Genomic DNA, 15,765 nt, shown 5'->3' with positions numbered 1-15,765 from the left:
CATCGTTCATATTTTAGCGCTCCCCTTATCAAGCTGATTCAGGAAAGCCAGCGAGTGCTTCAACACATCATCCTTCATGATAAAGCTGTAGGCATCGTCCTGCTGCTTTTCAACGAGATCATCTTGTGTCAGCACCGGCCCTTCTGTCTCATGAAAGTCGTCCTGATCATAAAAGGATTGAAGTTCTGTGAAAAAGACATTTTTAATAATCGGTGTATCGAGGTGTACTTTATATTGTCCAATATAATGCAGGTCTCCCGCTTCAGCTCCGAGCTCTTCCCTGATTTCTCTTCGTGCAGCCTGTTCAGGATTTTCGCCCGGCTCCACTTTACCCCCGGGAAACTCAAGTCCTCTTTTTTTATGTTTGGTTAATACCCACTTCCCTTTGTATCGCGTCACAATCCAGACATGTGCAGGTGTGCTGGAGAACGGGTTTTGATCATATGAAAAATCAACATTGTTTTGATAATAATCCAGAAATCGAAACATTCAGGCACCTACTTTCGACAGGAAATTCTATTTTTTAGGATTTTTGTGAAACTTTATTTATTTATACCCGTATCTATACTGTACGATAAACATAACAACATTACAGGAGATGATATAGGATGAAAAAATGGCCAATCTATGCAGCATCTGCTTCTCTAGCTTTATTACTTGCAGCGTGTTCTGATTCAGCCGAGCCTACTGAAGGCACAGAAGAAGCATCTGATATGACACTGCAGGAAGTGTTTGAGAAATCAATCGAGGCAAGTAACGACATTTCAAGCCTCAAATCCACGATGAACATTGATCAGACGATGACAATCAGCGGAGAAGATATGACATTCAACACCATTTCAAACTCAGATGTGGAAATGACTGCTGATCCGCTTGCGATGTATCAGGTCACGACAACAAGCATGTCCGGTGAAGGCGCTGAAGAAGCCATGTTGCCTGAAACTGAGATGGAGTCTTATATTACACAGGATGGGTTCTTTATGTATGACCCTGCCTCGGAACAATGGATGAAATTCCCTCAGGAAATGTCTGATCAATTTCTTCAAATGAGCGAGCAACAGTCAGATCCAGCGGCTCAAATAGAAGCGCTTGAACCATTCATGGACGATTTCACATTTGAACAAAACGACTCTTCATATATTTTAACCCTCAATGCATCTGGAGAAAAGTTTAGTGAGTTTTTGATTGATCAGGCAGGGGAAATGATGCCGGATATGGGCATGGGTATGTCTGTTGAAGAACTTTTTGAAACGACAACGTTTGAGGATGTAAAATATGAAATCGTGATCTCAAAAGATGATTATCTGATGGAATCACTTGTCCTTGATATGACGATGAATATGGACATGGAAGGTGAAACGATGTCCATCAAGCAGCACCTGGAGTCAGATTACACAGAATATAACACAGTAGACGAAATTACTGTGCCTCAGGAAGTTTTAGATAACGCAGTAGAAATGGAAATGTAATAACAGAAAAACGATGAATCCCCTCTAAAACAAATTGTTTAGAGGGGATTTTTTTATTGCGAACGCTTCTCTTCTGAATCTTCTTTCCCAACGCTGATATAAGGATGCTCAGCAGTCGGCTCTTTAAGACCCATCGATTTAATATGCTTCCTTGCTTCCTCATTTCCTATTTCCCCAATCAGTCTGTAGACACGAATCAATATTGAATCAGATTTCATATTCGGTTCATCGTCGTGATACGGGACAAAAGGCGTCTGTGCTCTCACAAATCCTTCCATTGAGGCATCTTCTCCACGATCAAAGAGCATTCTGAGTTCCGTGATTTCATCATCCGTTGCATGTACGACAAATTCATACGGTGAATCCGTTCCGCTCCTCAGGATTTCTCCTCTGGCTACTGATACATAATACGTTTTTTTATCCTGTTCCATATGATCCCTCCTCTAAATGAAGTATGCCCAGACATCTGTATGCTAAAAATATGATTATCTTCAGCTTTACCGGGTATAGTTATTCTAAGACAAACGACACCCATGATCTCTCTCATACTAATTACATCAAAGGAAATGGGGACGACTGAATGAAACTCGTGGACGAGATTTTTGAAATGTATAAAGGAAAGATACGCGGCACTCAGGAGGACTTTGATATTATTGCTTTTACCATCCTTGAGCAGCTCGATTATAATGAGCTGATTGATATGGTCAAAGAGCTTCCGGAAGAGGAACTTGCTTATTTCATACGCCTTTACATAGTTGAATCATTAAAGGGCCGTATGGAAAAATATGCAGATGATACTTCTTTTTATCATTAAAACAAAAAAGGCGGGACGCTCTTATGGAGTTCGTCCTGCCTTTTTTGTAAATTATTTACCAAGAAATGATCTTAACATCCAGGCATGCTTTTCAAGACTCTGATGAATGGACAGCAGCATATCACTTGTCATTTCATCATCATCTTTTTGAGCAAGTTCCATTCCTGTCTTCAAGTCGTTCATCAGCGTTTCAAAGTCATCGTAAAGTGATTCCACCATCTGGTCAGCTGTCTCGTTTCCTTTTGCTTCTTCAACGAGTGACAGCTCAAGAGATTCCTTCAGCGTGGCAACCGGCTCTCCTTTTAATGCCAGAAGACGCTCGGCCAGTTCATCAATATGGAGGGCTGCTTCGTTATAAAGCTCCTCAAATTTTTCATGTAAAGTAAAGAACTGATGACCTTTTACATACCAGTGGAAATTATGAAGCTTTGTGTATAACACCGTCCAGCTGGCGATCTGCTTGTTCACGTTTTTCACTAAATTCGGGTTTGCACTCATCATTTACTCATCCTTTCCAATTTAAAAATCCGTTTGTTCACACCTATATTTTTACCACTGACGGTCCTATTATAAACATTCAAGCATTTATCATACGGCTTCAGTTACGATCCATGCTAAACTGAAGTAAGGAGTGTGATTTCAATGGACTTATGGGTACTCATCATCATTTCACTCATTGTTATCGCCCTTGTTTTAGCCCCTTTCTTTATCGCCATTAATAAAGGATACAGCTACGAACATAAAGTGGATCCATTACCGGATAATGAAAAGGAAGCTGAGAAGGAACGTGAGCAATGAAAAACGTAATGCTGGCATTTATCCGTTTTTATCAAAAAGGAATTTCTCCTTTGACTCCACCGAGCTGCCGCTTTTATCCCACATGTTCTCAATATGGGCTTGAAGCGATTCAGAAACATGGTGCTTTTAAAGGTGGAATCATGACAATGATCAGAATTTCCAAATGTCACCCTTTCCATCCCGGTGGCGTGGATCAGGTCCCGGAAAAATGGCCGTCAGGAAGAAAAAATTCCTGACGGTTTTTACTTGCTTTCTTTTTTAAACCATAGTAAAGTAGCATATGTTGATTACAAATCGTAACTATTACTATTTAAAAAAAGAGGTGCAGAAATGAAAAAGAAAGCTTTACTTTTACTAGCCGCTACTGCTCCCTGGATTTTGGCTGCCTGCAATACGTCAGACAGTTCGTCCAGTGAAAATAATGAAAATACATTAGATGTTTACACAACGGTTTATCCTCTCCAGTATTTTACTGAGGAAATTGGCGGTGAATATGTAAATGTTGAAACAATCTACCCTCCAGGTGCTGATGAGCATACGTTCGAACCTTCCCAGCGCGATATGATTGATCTGGCTGAAGGTGATTTATTTTTCTATATCGGACTTGGTCTGGAAGGTTTTGTAGATAATGCCACAGATGTTCTTCAAAGTGAAGATCTGACGATGGTTGCGACTGCAGATTACGTGTCTGACGCTGAACTTGGTGAAGGCGGAGACGGGCATAATCACGGTGAAGAAGAACACGCTGAAGGCGAAGAGCATGCACATGACGAAGAAGAACATGCTGAAGGCGAAGATCACGCTCATGGCGAAGAAGAGCATGCTGAAGGCGAAGAACACGCTCATGGCGAAGAAGAGCATGCTGAAGGTGAAGAACACGCTCATGGCGAAGAAGAGCATGCTGAAGGTGAAGAACACGCTCATGGCGAAGAAGAACATGCTGAAGGCGAAGAGCATGCACATGATGAAGAAGAGCACGCTCATGAGGAAGAAGGTCATGAAGGACACGATCACGGAGATACAGATCCTCATTTATGGCTGGATCCGGTTTTATCCCAGTCACTTGCTGAATCTATCAAAGACTCACTAGTAGAAAAAATGCCGGAGCAGGAAGCTTATTTTAATGAAAATTATGAAGAGCTTGTTGCCCAGCTGGATGAACTGAATCATGAATTCGAAGAGCTTGCTGCTGCAGTTACTTTAGATCAGTTCTTTGTTTCACATGCAGCATTCGGTTACTGGGAAAGCCGTTATGGATTAAACCAGCAGGCGATTGCCGGTCTATCCACTACTGATGAGCCATCACAACGTGAACTGACTGAAATTGTTGAATCTGCCCGCTCTCAAAATCTGGAGCATATTCTGGTGGAACAAAACGTTTCATCAAGTTTAACAGATGTGATTCAGGTAGAAATCGGTGCAGAAGCACTTCCATTGCATAACCTCTCTACTCTGACAGAAGAAGACATTGAAAATGAAGAAACATATTTCACACTGATGGAACGTAATATTGAATCATTAAGAACTGCTATGAAAGCTGAATAATTCATTAATCACTAAAATCCCGGACATCTGCTGATCAGATGTCCGGGATTTTTTAATGCTTCTTTATGTCAAATGAATGCAGGGTCACTTCCTGAAGTCTTTTATGATTCAGTGAAACCCCTATCCCATAACCTTCAAATCGTTCAATCTCACCTGATTTGACGATCACATCAGGTGTTGCAATGTCTTCTTCCCAATAACGGCTGGATGAGGAAAGATCGCCAGGAATATTAAACTCCTTAAGCGTGGAGAGCGCAACGTTATGTGCTCTTGAAATGCCAAATTCGAGCATCCCCCCACACCATACCTGAATGTGATGGTCCTGACATAAACGGACGATTTTCAGTGCTTCTGTTAAACCGCCAACCCTGCCTATTTTAATATTGATCACCCTGCAGCTGTTAAGCGCAATGGCATTTGCCGCTGCCTTATAGGAATCAATGCTTTCATCCAGACAGACCGGTGTTTTTAATTTTTTCTGAAGCTCTGCATGTCTGACAAGATCTTTCTGTGATAACGGCTGTTCGATCATCTGCAGCCCCAGTTCATCGAGAGCAAGCAGATCACTCTCTTTTCCTTCATACGCTGAGTTGGCATCTGCCAGAATCGATAAGTCAGGAAATGCTTCCCTGAGTGCTTTGAGCGGCTCGAGATCATAACCTGGCATGATCTTTACTTTCACGCGACTGTAGCCCTCTCTGACCGCTTCCTGTGCCTGGTCAAGCAGATCATCAATGGATTGTGATCCGATCGCAACACCGGCAAGTGCTGTCTTTCTTGTGCCTCCAATGATCTCATACAGCGGCTTACGGGCCTGTCTCGCATGTAAATCCCATAAAGCCATATCCACTGCTGCTTTTGCCATTGGATTGCCTCTTACCGTTGCATATACACGTTCCGCTTCCTCAGGGTGGTGGAGATCCTCCTGCAACAGCGCAGGCAGTAAGTATTTTTTTAGCATCAGTAAACTCGTGTCAACAGTTTCTTCTGTATACCAGGGTTCAGAAAATGCAACACCCTCGCCTAAACCGGTTAACCCATTTTCATCATGAAGCTCGAGCACAAGGCCTCTTCGTTCTGTCACGGTTCCAAGACTTGTTCTAAACGGCTTTTTCAGCGCCATACTGATTTCGTGTATGGTGGCTTTAGCAATTTTCATTGTCTGCATTCACCTCCTCTTTTAAAAAGCGGCGAATCAGCTTCCCTCCTGCGTTTCGTGGCAGACTGTCCTTAAAATAAATGCTTTTTGGCGTTTTATAAGCAGCTAAACGCTCCCTGCAATAACGCAGCAGTTCTTCTTCCGTACACGTCTCATTCGTAACAAGAAATGCGACAGGAACCTCACCCCAATCAAGGTCTTTCTTCCCTGCCACTCCGGCTTCCCTGACCGCTGGATGACTCATCAGCACGGATTCAATTTCAGCCGGATAGACGTTCTCTCCTCCTGATATAATCAAATCTGATCGGCGATCCACCACATACAAAAATCCATCCTGATCGAGATAACCCATATCCCCCGTTTTGAGCCATCCCTGCTGCAGTGCTTTTTCCGTTGCCGGGCGGTTGTTGAAATAGCCTGATGTAACGGATGGTCCATTAAGCGCAATTTCTCCAACATCTCCATGAGCAGCGACTTCTCCCGATTCCTTAATAATTTTCAGTTCACCCGGAAAAAGCGGTTTTCCTGATGAACCGATTTTGAACGGGGCGTCATCAGGTGACAGCGTGGTAAATTGAGAGCACGTTTCAGTCATCCCGTAAGATTGAAAAACAGGTATTTTCAGCTGATGACATTGTTCCACCATCGATTCCGGTGCAGGCCCCCCGCCCAGAAGCATACAGCGAAATGACGGATGATAGGCAGCATCTTTCACCTCAAGCAGGCGCTGAAGCATAACGGTGACAACTGACAAAACGGTTCCTTTTCCACTGACCAGATCATTGTGAATAACGGCTTCATCGAATTTAGCGTATAATCTGACCCCTATTCCATAAATGACGCTCCTCATTAAAATAGAATAACCGCTGATATGAAATAACGGGACAGCACACATCCAGATATCCTTCGTATCGAGTCCGATATTAAAGGCTGAAGCAGAAGCACTGGCAAAATGATTATCATAGGATTGCATGACACCTTTTGGACGACCGGTCGTTCCGGAAGTGTACATAATCGAGCAAAGATCTGAGTGACCCCAAGACGTGACGTCAAGTGGGGCCGACTGCCTAATGTCATACACTGTGATCATTTCTGCAGACAACGGCGATTCTATCCATTGATCCGTCACGACAAGCTGCGCTCTGCTGTCTGACAGCTGATAATTCCATTCATCACGGGTAAGTCTGCTGTTCAGCATTAAAACCGGGAGCTCAAGCTTTTGCAGTGCGTGGATGACCATGACCGTATCAGGGTGATTCGGCAATAACACGGCTACAGGATCAGATGAATGAATAAAGCCTGACAGCTTAGCTGCAAACTCATTTACTTCTTTCTCCAATTCTTTAAATGTCCAGCTGTCATGCCCGAAATAAAGGGCAATCCTGTTTGGAGTCAAGTGCGCTCTTTTTTCCAGCCAGCTCGTCATGATTGTCACTTCCTTATTTTCATTTACGTGTTATGTATTCTTTTTCTGATCGATAAAAAAGCCCATGGACCATGCCATGGGCTTTGAAACGTTGCTTAAGGGAAACGCGGGAACTGTCCGAAGTCAGGTGAACGCTTTTCTTTAAATGCGTCACGGCCTTCTTTCGCTTCATCTGTCGTGTAATAAAGGAGCGTTGCATCTCCTGCAAACTGCTGAAGACCTGCAAGGCCATCTGTATCAGCATTCATCGCTGCTTTGATAAAACGTAGTGCAGTCGGGCTCTTCTCAAGCATTTCCTCACACCATTTAACCGTTTCATCCTCAAGCTGGTCAAGCGGAACAACCGTGTTGACTAAGCCCATTTCAAGCGCTTCTTTAGCGTCATACTGACGGCAAAGGAACCAGATTTCACGTGCTTTTTTGTGTCCTACGATACGGGCAAGATAGCCTGAACCGTAGCCTGCATCAAATGAGCCAACCTTTGGACCTGTCTGTCCGAAGATCGCGTTATCAGCAGCAATAGTCAGGTCACACACAACGTGTAATACGTGGCCGCCACCAATGGCATATCCTGATACCATGGCAATAACCGGTTTTGGAATGACACGGATCAGACGCTGAAGGTCCAGCACGTTCAGACGCGGAATTTCGTCTTCCCCTACATATCCTCCATGTCCACGCACACTCTGATCTCCACCTGAACAGAATGCTTTATCGCCAACACCTGCAAGGACGATTACACCAATTTTGGCATCGTCACGCGCATAAGCAAATGCATCGATTAATTCCATTACTGTTTTCGGACGGAATGCATTACGCACCTCCGGACGGTTGATCGAGATTTTAGCAATCCCATTGTACGTTTCATATAAAATATCTTCATAGTTTCGTTCCTGTACCCATTCACGAGTCATGAAAGAAACCTCCTTTTATGTAATCGGGTTTTTAATTCACATGGTGAATTAAAAACTCCCTTACTATTGTATCAAACTTTTCAGGTTGTTCCACCTGTATTGCATGTCCGGCACTTAAAATGACTTCATGACGGCCATCAGGAAGGTATTTCATCATTTCTCCGGCAATCTGATTAAACTTTGAATCATACTCTCCTGTCAACAGCAGCACAGGCATGTGAAGCTCAGTCAGCCGCTCCCAGTATGAAAGCTGCTGACCGGTTCCCATCCATCTGAGACTGGCTGAAAGCCCTTCAGCAACATTAGATAACCGCTGTTCTCTAATGATCTTCTTCTGCTCGTCCGGGAGACTTTTCTGGGAAGCAAACAACGGAATCGATTCCCACCTGTCAGTAAAAGTACTGACTCCCTCCCGTTCAATGAATTCAGCCAGTTCCTGATCCTGCTTTCGTCTCTGAGCCCGCTCTTCTGAAAGCCTGAGTCCCGGTGACGCACTTTCAAGGATCAGTGAGGTGATCATCTCCGGATATCGGACTGAAAAAGCAAGCGCGGTTCTTCCTCCCATTGAGTAGCCAAGAAAGGCTGCCTGATAAATGGATAAATGCTTCAGTATAGATTTAATGTCATCGCACACGCACTCCATTGAAATGTAGTCCTCATTCAGAGGCACCTCTGTCTGACCATGCCCCGGGAGATCAATCGCAATAATCCGGTATTGATCCTGAAGCTGCTCCTGAAAACGGGACCAGCTGTCAGCAGAGCCTGTAAAGCCATGCAGAACGACCAGATCACTGCCTGACCCTTTTATCTTAACGTGATAGTATCCGTCTCTGATCCTGACCCTCATTTAAACCTTCTCCAAAACCGACCGGCAAGCTGTCCCGACTGTCTGCCAGAGCTTGCGGTGGGCAATGACATTTTCATCGCGGTTTGTGAGCACTTCAGTCAGCTTCAGACGATCTGATCCGCCATCTAATGCATTCTTGAGCTCATCTTTCGTTTTACAGCGTTGATAATCAATACCGTAAAAGGAAGCCGCCTGTTCAAAATCAAGAGAGGGAGGCGTGCCAAACAGCGTTTCAAAATGAGCCGGTTCCTTCGCCTGCGGCAGGAACGAGAAAATTCCTCCGCCATTATTGTTCATGACGATAATCTGAAGATGGCTTTTATGCTGTTTTGCTACGAGCAGACCATTCAAATCATGGAACATCGACAAATCACCGATTAATAAATAGACCGGTTCGTTTTTCACCGCAGCGATACCAAGCGCAGTAGAGACAACGCCATCAATCCCATTAGCACCGCGGTTCGCCCACAGATGAATTGCATTTGCCCCCCTGATCCAGAATGTGTCTACATCCCTGATCGGCATACTATTACCTGCTACAAGGTGACTGCCGGCAGGAAGCGACTGAATCAAGGCTCCAACAGCTGCCCCTTCATCCATTTGTTCAGAAATATAGTGAGCAATTTCAATTTCAGCAGCGCTATTCAGCTCCTGCCACCTCTTCAGCCAATCATTCGAATGAGTGGTGGTTACCTTGTCACAAACTTTTGTAAAGCTGTGAATCGAGCTTTCAATATAAGAAGTTGCGGCTGAGATCGGATCTCTCCACTCCGCCCCTTCGTCGATCAGCCACTGCTCAGCATCGCATCCCTGCAGGTACTGGCTGAGTGCTTTAGACACAGGCATCCCTCCAACACGGATGATCAGATCCGGCTCGAGCATTTCCTTTATCCATACATCCTTTAAAAAAGCATCATACGTTTCAATAACCGTAGCATGCTTTTGCATCCTACTACGCAAGCCGCTCAATGGATCAGCAAGTATTGGATATCCCATCTTTTTTGAGAACGCAATGAGATCGTTCAATGAGCTCTCTGACTCCATCGGACCGGCAATAATCAGCCCTTTTGATGAATCGTTCAATTTTTTGGCAAGAACGGAAAGCTGCTCATCTGACAGCTGCTTTGAAGCATGAAAAACATCTGCAACAACATGTTTTTCACTGTATGAATCCAGCCTCGGAATCAAAGGTTCCCTGAAAGGAAAGTTCAAATGAACCGGTCCTTTAGGATGTGCATCAGCTTTGGCTGCCGCTTTTGCAGCAATCCTGCCTGTATAGCGCAGAACCGCTGAATCAGCATCCGGAAGCGGCATATCATAAAACCACTTCACGTGATGTCCATATAAATGAATTTGATCAATCGCCTGAGGAGCACCGTTGGCTCTCAGTTCATGCGGTCGATCCGCTGTAAGTACGATTAACGGTACCCGTGCATATGTTGCCTCTACCACCGCAGGGAAATAATTCGCTGCTGCGGTTCCGGATGTACAGACAATCGCCACAGGTTTTCCGCTCGCTTTAGCCATACCAAGCGCATAAAAAGCCGCTGATCGCTCATCCACATTAATGTGAGTTTCAATCAGCGGGTGGGCTTCAAGTAAATAAGCAAGTGGCGTTGACCGGGAGCCTGGACTAATCACAGCCCTGGTCACGCCACTTTGATACAGTTGTTCAATAAAGGTTGATACATATTCCGTTAACTGATCCTGATGATTCATTTCATTGTTCCTCCCACGGCTCTTAACATTGGACGGAACTTAATTAATGTTTCCTGGTACTCACTTTCTGCTTCTGAATCCTTCACGACTCCACAGCCTGCGTATAAATAGGCGTAATCCTGGATAAGCAGTCCGGAGCGGATCGCAACAGCAAACTCCCCATCTCCATCCGCATTGATCCAGCCGACAGGTGCAGCGTAAAGTCCGCGATTCATATCTTCTTCTTCCCGTATAACCTGCAGCGCTTTATCAGTTGGTGTTCCGCCTAGTGCAGGTGTGGGATGAAGCTTTTCCACGAAATCAACAATTGTTTTTCCGGAATCTGACTGCCCTTTTACAGGGGTATATAAGTGCTGAATATCTCTCATTTTCATTAAACCCGGCTTTGCCGGGACATGAATGGACTCACATAATTCCTCAAGATTCTTTGAAATCATTCTGACAACGATTTCGTGCTCAACAAGGTTTTTCTGATCATTTAATAATTCCTGACCAAGTTTTTCATCCTCTTCAATCGTCTTACCTCTGACGATCGAACCTGCGAGACACGTTGACAGCACTTCATTACCTTCTTTTTTGACAAGTCTTTCAGGCGTAGCACCAATAAAACAAGTATCCGCCACTTCAAAAGAAAAAATAAAACTGTCCGCCTGATCATCTCGAAGTCTTTCCAAAACGGAATCCGATCTCTTTTTGTTATTGAAATCAACCTTGATTTTCCGCGCAAGAACAACCTTCTCCATCTCACCCTCATTGATTCGTTCAACAACGGAGGTCAGAGAAGTCTTCCATTCTTCCGGTCTGATCTCTTCAATGGATTCTACACTGACATCCTGTAAACCCGTTACAGCCCCATTCATCAGCTGTTCTTTCGTCAGCTGCATACGGTTCCAGACCTCTCCTGCAAAATCTCCTTCCATACAGACAATATTGACAGTCAGATAAGAACTACCATCATGATCAACTGTCAGCATAAAGGAAGGCAAATGAAAATATGCCTTCGAGAAATTCGACCATTCAATCGCTGTTTCCTGTTTCGGATCAAAGGTAAAGCCGCCCATTAAAACAGGGCCTGTACTCATCCCGGCTCTGTCTTCAATCACAGCGCCTTTTAAAAACTTCTGCCACTTTTTATGCAGCTCATCAAAGCGGGATTGCTCCCTTTCTGATGAAAAAATCTCGGCATTTCCAAGACCGACCAGTGTTGTCTCTCCTTTAGGATCCTCCCAATAAGAGCGTTCTCCGTGATAGATAGAATAACCCGCTTCATAAAACTGAAGTGGGTCCACTGTGTCGATTTTCATTACCTTGCTATATAAAACTTTTTTATTGGTTTTTTCAGCGCTTTCAAAAGCGCGTTCAAATGCTGTAAACCCCTGTGATTCGTGTAGGATTTTCACTGTGCTTCCCCTCCAAAAATCGCACATTCGTCCATCTGAATTGCTCTCTTTAAGATACACTTCTTTTTACAATGATGTCAATGAATCGTCATCGGCAAACATTCTATTTTACAGACATCTTCAACTTTTTCACAGAGGCAAAAAGAGATATAATAAAACTGTAGAAACTTTGTCGAAATTTGAAAAGTTTATTGACACAGTTCTTCCTGTTTCATACACTTTAAGTTGGCTTTATTGCGTTAGTACAGTTAGGAGAGAATAACATGAGTTTACAGCCTGAACGCGATCAGGGATGGCGAATCTGGTGGCAACTGACCAGACCGCATACATTGACCGCAGCATTTGTTCCTGTATTACTGGGAACCGTTTTAGCACTTGATTACAGCAGCCTCAACTGGCCAATGTTTCTGGCTATGCTTCTCGCAAGCATCCTCATACAGGCTGCAACCAATATGATTAACGAATATTACGATTTCGTACGCGGACTGGATAATGAAAAGTCCGTTGGAATCGGAGGCGCCATTGTAAGAAACGGCGTTAAACCAAAAACAGTACTGAACCTTGCTTTTATCCTGTTCGGTGTTGCACTTCTGCTGGGGCTGTACATCTGTGCCAACAGCTCGTGGTGGATTGCTGTGATCGGACTTGTCTGTATGGCGGCTGCCTACCTATACACAGGTGGACCCGTTCCAATCGCTTACACACCATTTGGTGAAATAACTGCCGGATTTTTCATGGGATTTGTCATTATCCTGATCTCATTCTACATCCAGACCGGCATGGTAAATGCAGTGGCAATGCTTGTGTCCATACCAGTTTCCATCCTGGTTGGAGCCATCCTACTTGCCAACAACATCCGTGATTTAGACGGAGACAAGGAAAACGGCAGGAAAACCATCGCCATTCTCCTTGGCCGTCAGAATGCGATTTATCTGCTTGCCGGTATGTTCACCGTCTCATACGGCTTTGTAGTCGTACTCGTGATTACAGGTACTGTTTCACCATGGCTGCTCATCAGTCTGCTCAGCATTCCTAAAGCTGTCAGAGCAACCAAAGGGTTTATCGGGAAAACAATGCCGATCCAGATGATGCCTGCAATGAAAGCAACAGCACAGACCAACACCATTTTCGGCTTTTTGTTATCAATCGGTTATTTAATCGGCTACTTCTTTTAAAAGACTCCTCCGGGGGTCTTTTTTATTTTTGAAGGGCATTGAAAAACAGTCTGAGGTTTCAATTTTTGTGAGAAGGATAAACTGTAAGAAGTGACTTAGATGAAGGAAGGATGTTTTGCATGATTACAGATAAACAAAAACAATATCTTAAAAATGAATTACTCACCAGAAAAAAAGAAATCATCGAACAAAACGAGAAACCGAAAGATAACACTAATACAGAGCTTTCAAACTACGATAATCACCCTGCTGACAATGCCACAGATCTTTTCGAAAGAGAAAAAGACCTGGCACTTGAAGAACATACGCAAAAAGAGCTTGATGATATTAACCATGCATTAAAGGCAATGGACGAAGGCACTTATGGGATCTGTGCTGTAAGCGGAGAAGAAATCCCATACGAACGTCTGGAAGCCATCCCTACCGCACTTACATGTGTAGAGCATGCTGAACAATTCAGCAATGACCATTCCAGACCAAGTGAAGAATCAGTCCTGTCACCTTCCTCTGATCATCCATACAGAGGAGAAGAAAGCGAAGTCCGCGACTATGAGAACAGCTTTGACGAAGTAGGACGATATGGTACCTCCGAAACCCCTTCCGATATGGCTGACGGATCCGGAGACTATAACGACCTCTACAGCGAAGAAGACGTGAACGAAGACACCATCGGAACAGACCTCGAAGGTGACGAAAGAAAGATTTATAAAAACAGTGATAAAGAATAATTCGTTGAAGGAATGGACCTGATTAATAGGCCCATTCCTTTTTTTGAGCAAAATAGATTAAATCAAAACCATCTAATCTGTCACTGAAAACGGTCCTGCAGTAATCAATTTGTAAATCCCCGGAGACTCCTACACCAGAGCCAGAGAAAGAACAGGAGAAACCCTTGTGCTAAGCACAAGGGTTCACCGCCCGGCCGTGGAAAACGAAGGGGAAATTCGGCCTGATTAGTAAGTTCAGAAGAAATTTAGGAAAAATAAAAAACACACTTATGACTAAGTGTGTTTTTAAGTATGACCCGTACGGGATTCGAACCCGTGTTACCGCCGTGAAAGGGCGGTGTCTTAACCACTTGACCAACGGGCCTAAAGAGCGGAGAAGGAGGGATTTGAACCCTCGCGCCGCTTACGCGACCTACACCCTTAGCAGGGGCGCCTCTTCAGCCACTTGAGTACTTCCCCATAAAAAAATGGCTCCACAGGTAGGACTCGAACCTACGACCGATCGGTTAACAGCCGATTGCTCTACCACTGAGCTACTGTGGAATAATGGTGGGCCTAAGTGGACTCGAACCACCGACCTCACGCTTATCAGGCGTGCGCTCTAACCAGCTGAGCTATAGGCCCATACTTTATTTAATAAAGTTGGAGCGGGTGATGAGAATCGAACTCACGACATCAGCTTGGAAGGCTGAGGTTTTACCACTAAACTACACCCGCAGCAAATATATGGGGCGACTGATGGGAATCGAACCCACGAATGCCGGAACCACAATCCGGTGCGTTAACCACTTCGCCACAATCGCCATAGAAAAATGGTGGCTTTGGACGGAATCGAACCGCCGACACATGGATTTTCAGTCCATTGCTCTACCAACTGAGCTACAAAGCCAAAATAAAATGGCGGTCCCGACCGGGATCGAACCGGCGATCTCCTGCGTGACAGGCAGGCATGTTAACCGCTACACCACGGGACCAAAGGTAATTGCGGGGGCAGGATTTGAACCTGCGACCTTCGGGTTATGAGCCCGACGAGCTACCGAGCTGCTCCACCCCGCGACGATACATATAAATGATGAAATTAAAATGGAGGAGGTAGAGGGATTCGAACCCCCGCGGGCTGTTACACCCCTGTCGGTTTTCAAGACCGATCCCTTCAGCCAGACTTGGGTATACCTCCATGAACCTGTATTAAAATGGTGGACCTTGCAGGACTCGAACCTGCGACCGGACGGTTATGAGCCGTCTGCTCTAACCAGCTGAGCTAAAGGTCCTTTATTATATTGGTGGCGGCAGAGGGGATCGAACCCCCGACCTCACGGGTATGAACCGTACGCTCTAGCCAGCTGAGCTACGCCGCCCAATAAATAAAGTATCCTTCAAAAAATATGGTGGAGCCTAGCGGGATCGAACCGCTGACCTCCTGCGTGCAAGGCAGGCGCTCTCCCAGCTGAGCTAAGGCCCCATATTTAATAAAAATCTTTTAAAAATAATGGTCGGGAAGACAGGATTTGAACCTGCGACCCCTTGGTCCCAAACCAAGTGCTCTACCAAGCTGAGCTACTCCCCGAAAAAAAGTATGTGGTATTCTATGTATGGCGCGCCCGAGAGGAGTCGAACCCCTAACCTTTTGATCCGTAGTCAAACGCTCTATCCAATTGAGCTACGGGCGCTAAATATATAGTAAGCGGAAGACGAGATTCGAACTCGCGACCCCCACCTTGGCAAGGTGGTGTTCTACCACTGAACTACTCCCGCATATTGAATTGGTGCG

Annotated in this window: 16 protein-coding genes and 16 tRNA genes; 7 read left to right on the top strand and 25 right to left on the bottom strand. The window is 44.7% G+C overall.

Annotation, left to right across the window (positions count from 1 at the left end; translation table 11 throughout):
• Nucleotides 1-6: 6 nt before the first annotated feature.
• Nucleotides 7-489: an RNA deprotection pyrophosphohydrolase gene (ytkD, locus tag E2491_RS08575; RefSeq protein WP_134374948.1), complete on the bottom strand. Its 483-nt coding sequence runs from the start codon at nucleotides 487-489 to the stop codon at nucleotides 7-9.
• Between the two features lie 119 nt (nucleotides 490-608).
• Here ytkD and E2491_RS08570 point away from each other — a divergent pair, with 119 nt between their 5' ends.
• Complete coding sequence (locus E2491_RS08570; RefSeq protein ID WP_134374946.1) at nucleotides 609-1,469, top strand: DUF6612 family protein; 861 nt, start codon at nucleotides 609-611, stop codon at nucleotides 1,467-1,469.
• Between the two features lie 53 nt (nucleotides 1,470-1,522).
• Here E2491_RS08570 and E2491_RS08565 read toward each other — a convergent pair whose 3' ends face one another.
• Complete coding sequence (locus tag E2491_RS08565; protein ID WP_244093920.1) at nucleotides 1,523-1,900, bottom strand: hydrolase; 378 nt, start codon at nucleotides 1,898-1,900, stop codon at nucleotides 1,523-1,525.
• A gap of 149 nt (nucleotides 1,901-2,049) precedes the next feature.
• Here E2491_RS08565 and E2491_RS08560 point away from each other — a divergent pair, with 149 nt between their 5' ends.
• On the top strand, nucleotides 2,050-2,283 hold the full coding sequence (locus E2491_RS08560; protein ID WP_134374944.1) for a DUF6154 family protein: 234 nt from the start codon (nucleotides 2,050-2,052) through the stop codon (nucleotides 2,281-2,283).
• A 51-nt stretch (nucleotides 2,284-2,334) separates the two neighbouring features.
• Here the strand turns inward: E2491_RS08560 and E2491_RS08555 are convergent, their stop codons facing one another.
• Nucleotides 2,335-2,784: a Dps family protein gene (locus E2491_RS08555; protein ID WP_244093919.1), complete on the bottom strand. Its 450-nt coding sequence runs from the start codon at nucleotides 2,782-2,784 to the stop codon at nucleotides 2,335-2,337.
• Between the two features lie 141 nt (nucleotides 2,785-2,925).
• On the opposite strand from E2491_RS08555, the gene ytzI reads away from it, so the two are divergent.
• The 3 genes from ytzI (at nucleotide 2,926) to E2491_RS08540 (ending at nucleotide 4,626) form a co-directional block, all read left to right on the top strand.
• Complete coding sequence (gene ytzI, locus E2491_RS08550) at nucleotides 2,926-3,081, top strand: YtzI protein (RefSeq protein WP_134374942.1); 156 nt, start codon at nucleotides 2,926-2,928, stop codon at nucleotides 3,079-3,081.
• On the top strand, nucleotides 3,078-3,317 hold the full coding sequence (yidD, locus tag E2491_RS08545; RefSeq protein ID WP_134374940.1) for a membrane protein insertion efficiency factor YidD: 240 nt from the start codon (nucleotides 3,078-3,080) through the stop codon (nucleotides 3,315-3,317). Before ytzI ends, yidD begins: the two co-directional genes overlap by 4 nt.
• A gap of 94 nt (nucleotides 3,318-3,411) precedes the next feature.
• Entirely contained in the window at nucleotides 3,412-4,626 is a 1,215-nt protein-coding gene (locus E2491_RS08540; RefSeq protein WP_134374938.1) for a metal ABC transporter solute-binding protein, Zn/Mn family, read from the top strand.
• 52 nt (nucleotides 4,627-4,678) lie between these two features.
• On the opposite strand, the gene menC is transcribed toward E2491_RS08540, so the two are convergent.
• The 6 genes from menC to E2491_RS08510 form a co-directional block, all read right to left on the bottom strand.
• On the bottom strand, nucleotides 4,679-5,785 hold the full coding sequence (gene menC, locus E2491_RS08535; RefSeq protein WP_134374936.1) for an o-succinylbenzoate synthase: 1,107 nt from the start codon (nucleotides 5,783-5,785) through the stop codon (nucleotides 4,679-4,681).
• A complete protein-coding gene (locus E2491_RS08530; protein ID WP_371414464.1) occupies nucleotides 5,772-7,211 on the bottom strand; it encodes an o-succinylbenzoate--CoA ligase in 1,440 nt (479 codons plus the stop codon). The genes menC and E2491_RS08530 overlap by 14 nt, the downstream gene beginning before the upstream one ends.
• A gap of 95 nt (nucleotides 7,212-7,306) precedes the next feature.
• Nucleotides 7,307-8,125, bottom strand: a complete 819-nt coding sequence (gene menB / locus E2491_RS08525) for a 1,4-dihydroxy-2-naphthoyl-CoA synthase (RefSeq protein ID WP_134374934.1) — start codon at nucleotides 8,123-8,125, stop codon at nucleotides 7,307-7,309.
• Between the two features lie 31 nt (nucleotides 8,126-8,156).
• Nucleotides 8,157-8,972, bottom strand: coding sequence for a 2-succinyl-6-hydroxy-2,4-cyclohexadiene-1-carboxylate synthase (menH, locus tag E2491_RS08520; protein ID WP_134374932.1), 816 nt, complete (start codon nucleotides 8,970-8,972; stop codon nucleotides 8,157-8,159).
• Nucleotides 8,973-10,691, bottom strand: a complete 1,719-nt coding sequence (gene menD, locus E2491_RS08515) for a 2-succinyl-5-enolpyruvyl-6-hydroxy-3-cyclohexene-1-carboxylic-acid synthase (protein ID WP_134374930.1) — start codon at nucleotides 10,689-10,691, stop codon at nucleotides 8,973-8,975.
• Nucleotides 10,688-12,091: an isochorismate synthase gene (locus E2491_RS08510; protein ID WP_166805834.1), complete on the bottom strand. Its 1,404-nt coding sequence runs from the start codon at nucleotides 12,089-12,091 to the stop codon at nucleotides 10,688-10,690. The genes menD and E2491_RS08510 overlap by 4 nt, the downstream gene beginning before the upstream one ends.
• Before the next feature lie 263 nt (nucleotides 12,092-12,354).
• On the opposite strand from E2491_RS08510, the gene E2491_RS08505 reads away from it, so the two are divergent.
• Nucleotides 12,355-13,266 (top strand): 1,4-dihydroxy-2-naphthoate polyprenyltransferase, encoded by a 912-nt coding sequence (locus tag E2491_RS08505; RefSeq protein WP_134374926.1) that lies wholly within the window; start codon nucleotides 12,355-12,357, stop codon nucleotides 13,264-13,266.
• 119 nt (nucleotides 13,267-13,385) lie between these two features.
• Entirely contained in the window at nucleotides 13,386-13,994 is a 609-nt protein-coding gene (locus E2491_RS08500; protein WP_166805833.1) for a TraR/DksA C4-type zinc finger protein, read from the top strand.
• 292 nt (nucleotides 13,995-14,286) lie between these two features.
• On the opposite strand, the gene E2491_RS08495 is transcribed toward E2491_RS08500, so the two are convergent.
• The 16 genes from E2491_RS08495 to E2491_RS08420 all read right to left on the bottom strand — a co-directional run bounded on the left by E2491_RS08495 (nucleotide 14,287) and on the right by E2491_RS08420 (nucleotide 15,749).
• Nucleotides 14,287-14,358 (bottom strand) — tRNA-Glu (locus tag E2491_RS08495).
• Between the two features lie 7 nt (nucleotides 14,359-14,365).
• Nucleotides 14,366-14,453, bottom strand: a tRNA-Ser gene (locus E2491_RS08490).
• Between the two features lie 9 nt (nucleotides 14,454-14,462).
• Nucleotides 14,463-14,537 (bottom strand) — tRNA-Asn (locus E2491_RS08485).
• A 4-nt stretch (nucleotides 14,538-14,541) separates the two neighbouring features.
• Nucleotides 14,542-14,618 (bottom strand) — tRNA-Ile (locus E2491_RS08480).
• Between the two features lie 19 nt (nucleotides 14,619-14,637).
• Nucleotides 14,638-14,711 (bottom strand) — tRNA-Gly (locus tag E2491_RS08475).
• Nucleotides 14,712-14,721: 10 nt separating this feature from the next.
• Nucleotides 14,722-14,797: transfer RNA gene (locus tag E2491_RS08470), tRNA-His, on the bottom strand.
• A gap of 10 nt (nucleotides 14,798-14,807) precedes the next feature.
• A tRNA-Phe gene (locus tag E2491_RS08465) sits at nucleotides 14,808-14,883 on the bottom strand.
• A gap of 9 nt (nucleotides 14,884-14,892) precedes the next feature.
• Nucleotides 14,893-14,968 (bottom strand) — tRNA-Asp (locus E2491_RS08460).
• 8 nt (nucleotides 14,969-14,976) lie between these two features.
• Nucleotides 14,977-15,050 (bottom strand) — tRNA-Met (locus tag E2491_RS08455).
• 28 nt (nucleotides 15,051-15,078) lie between these two features.
• Nucleotides 15,079-15,171, bottom strand: a tRNA-Ser gene (locus E2491_RS08450).
• Between the two features lie 17 nt (nucleotides 15,172-15,188).
• A tRNA-Ile gene (locus tag E2491_RS08445) sits at nucleotides 15,189-15,265 on the bottom strand.
• A 10-nt stretch (nucleotides 15,266-15,275) separates the two neighbouring features.
• A tRNA-Met gene (locus tag E2491_RS08440) sits at nucleotides 15,276-15,352 on the bottom strand.
• Nucleotides 15,353-15,380: 28 nt separating this feature from the next.
• A tRNA-Ala gene (locus E2491_RS08435) sits at nucleotides 15,381-15,456 on the bottom strand.
• Between the two features lie 28 nt (nucleotides 15,457-15,484).
• Nucleotides 15,485-15,561, bottom strand: a tRNA-Pro gene (locus E2491_RS08430).
• 26 nt (nucleotides 15,562-15,587) lie between these two features.
• Nucleotides 15,588-15,664: transfer RNA gene (locus E2491_RS08425), tRNA-Arg, on the bottom strand.
• Between the two features lie 13 nt (nucleotides 15,665-15,677).
• Nucleotides 15,678-15,749 (bottom strand) — tRNA-Gly (locus tag E2491_RS08420).
• Between the last annotated feature and the right edge of the window lie 16 nt (nucleotides 15,750-15,765).

The organism is Jeotgalibacillus sp. R-1-5s-1 (assembly GCF_004405105.1).
Classification (GTDB): Bacteria; Bacillota; Bacilli; order Bacillales; family Jeotgalibacillaceae; genus Jeotgalibacillus.
Note: the sequence above shows the minus strand (reverse complement) of the source record. Positions and strands in the feature narration are given on the sequence as shown.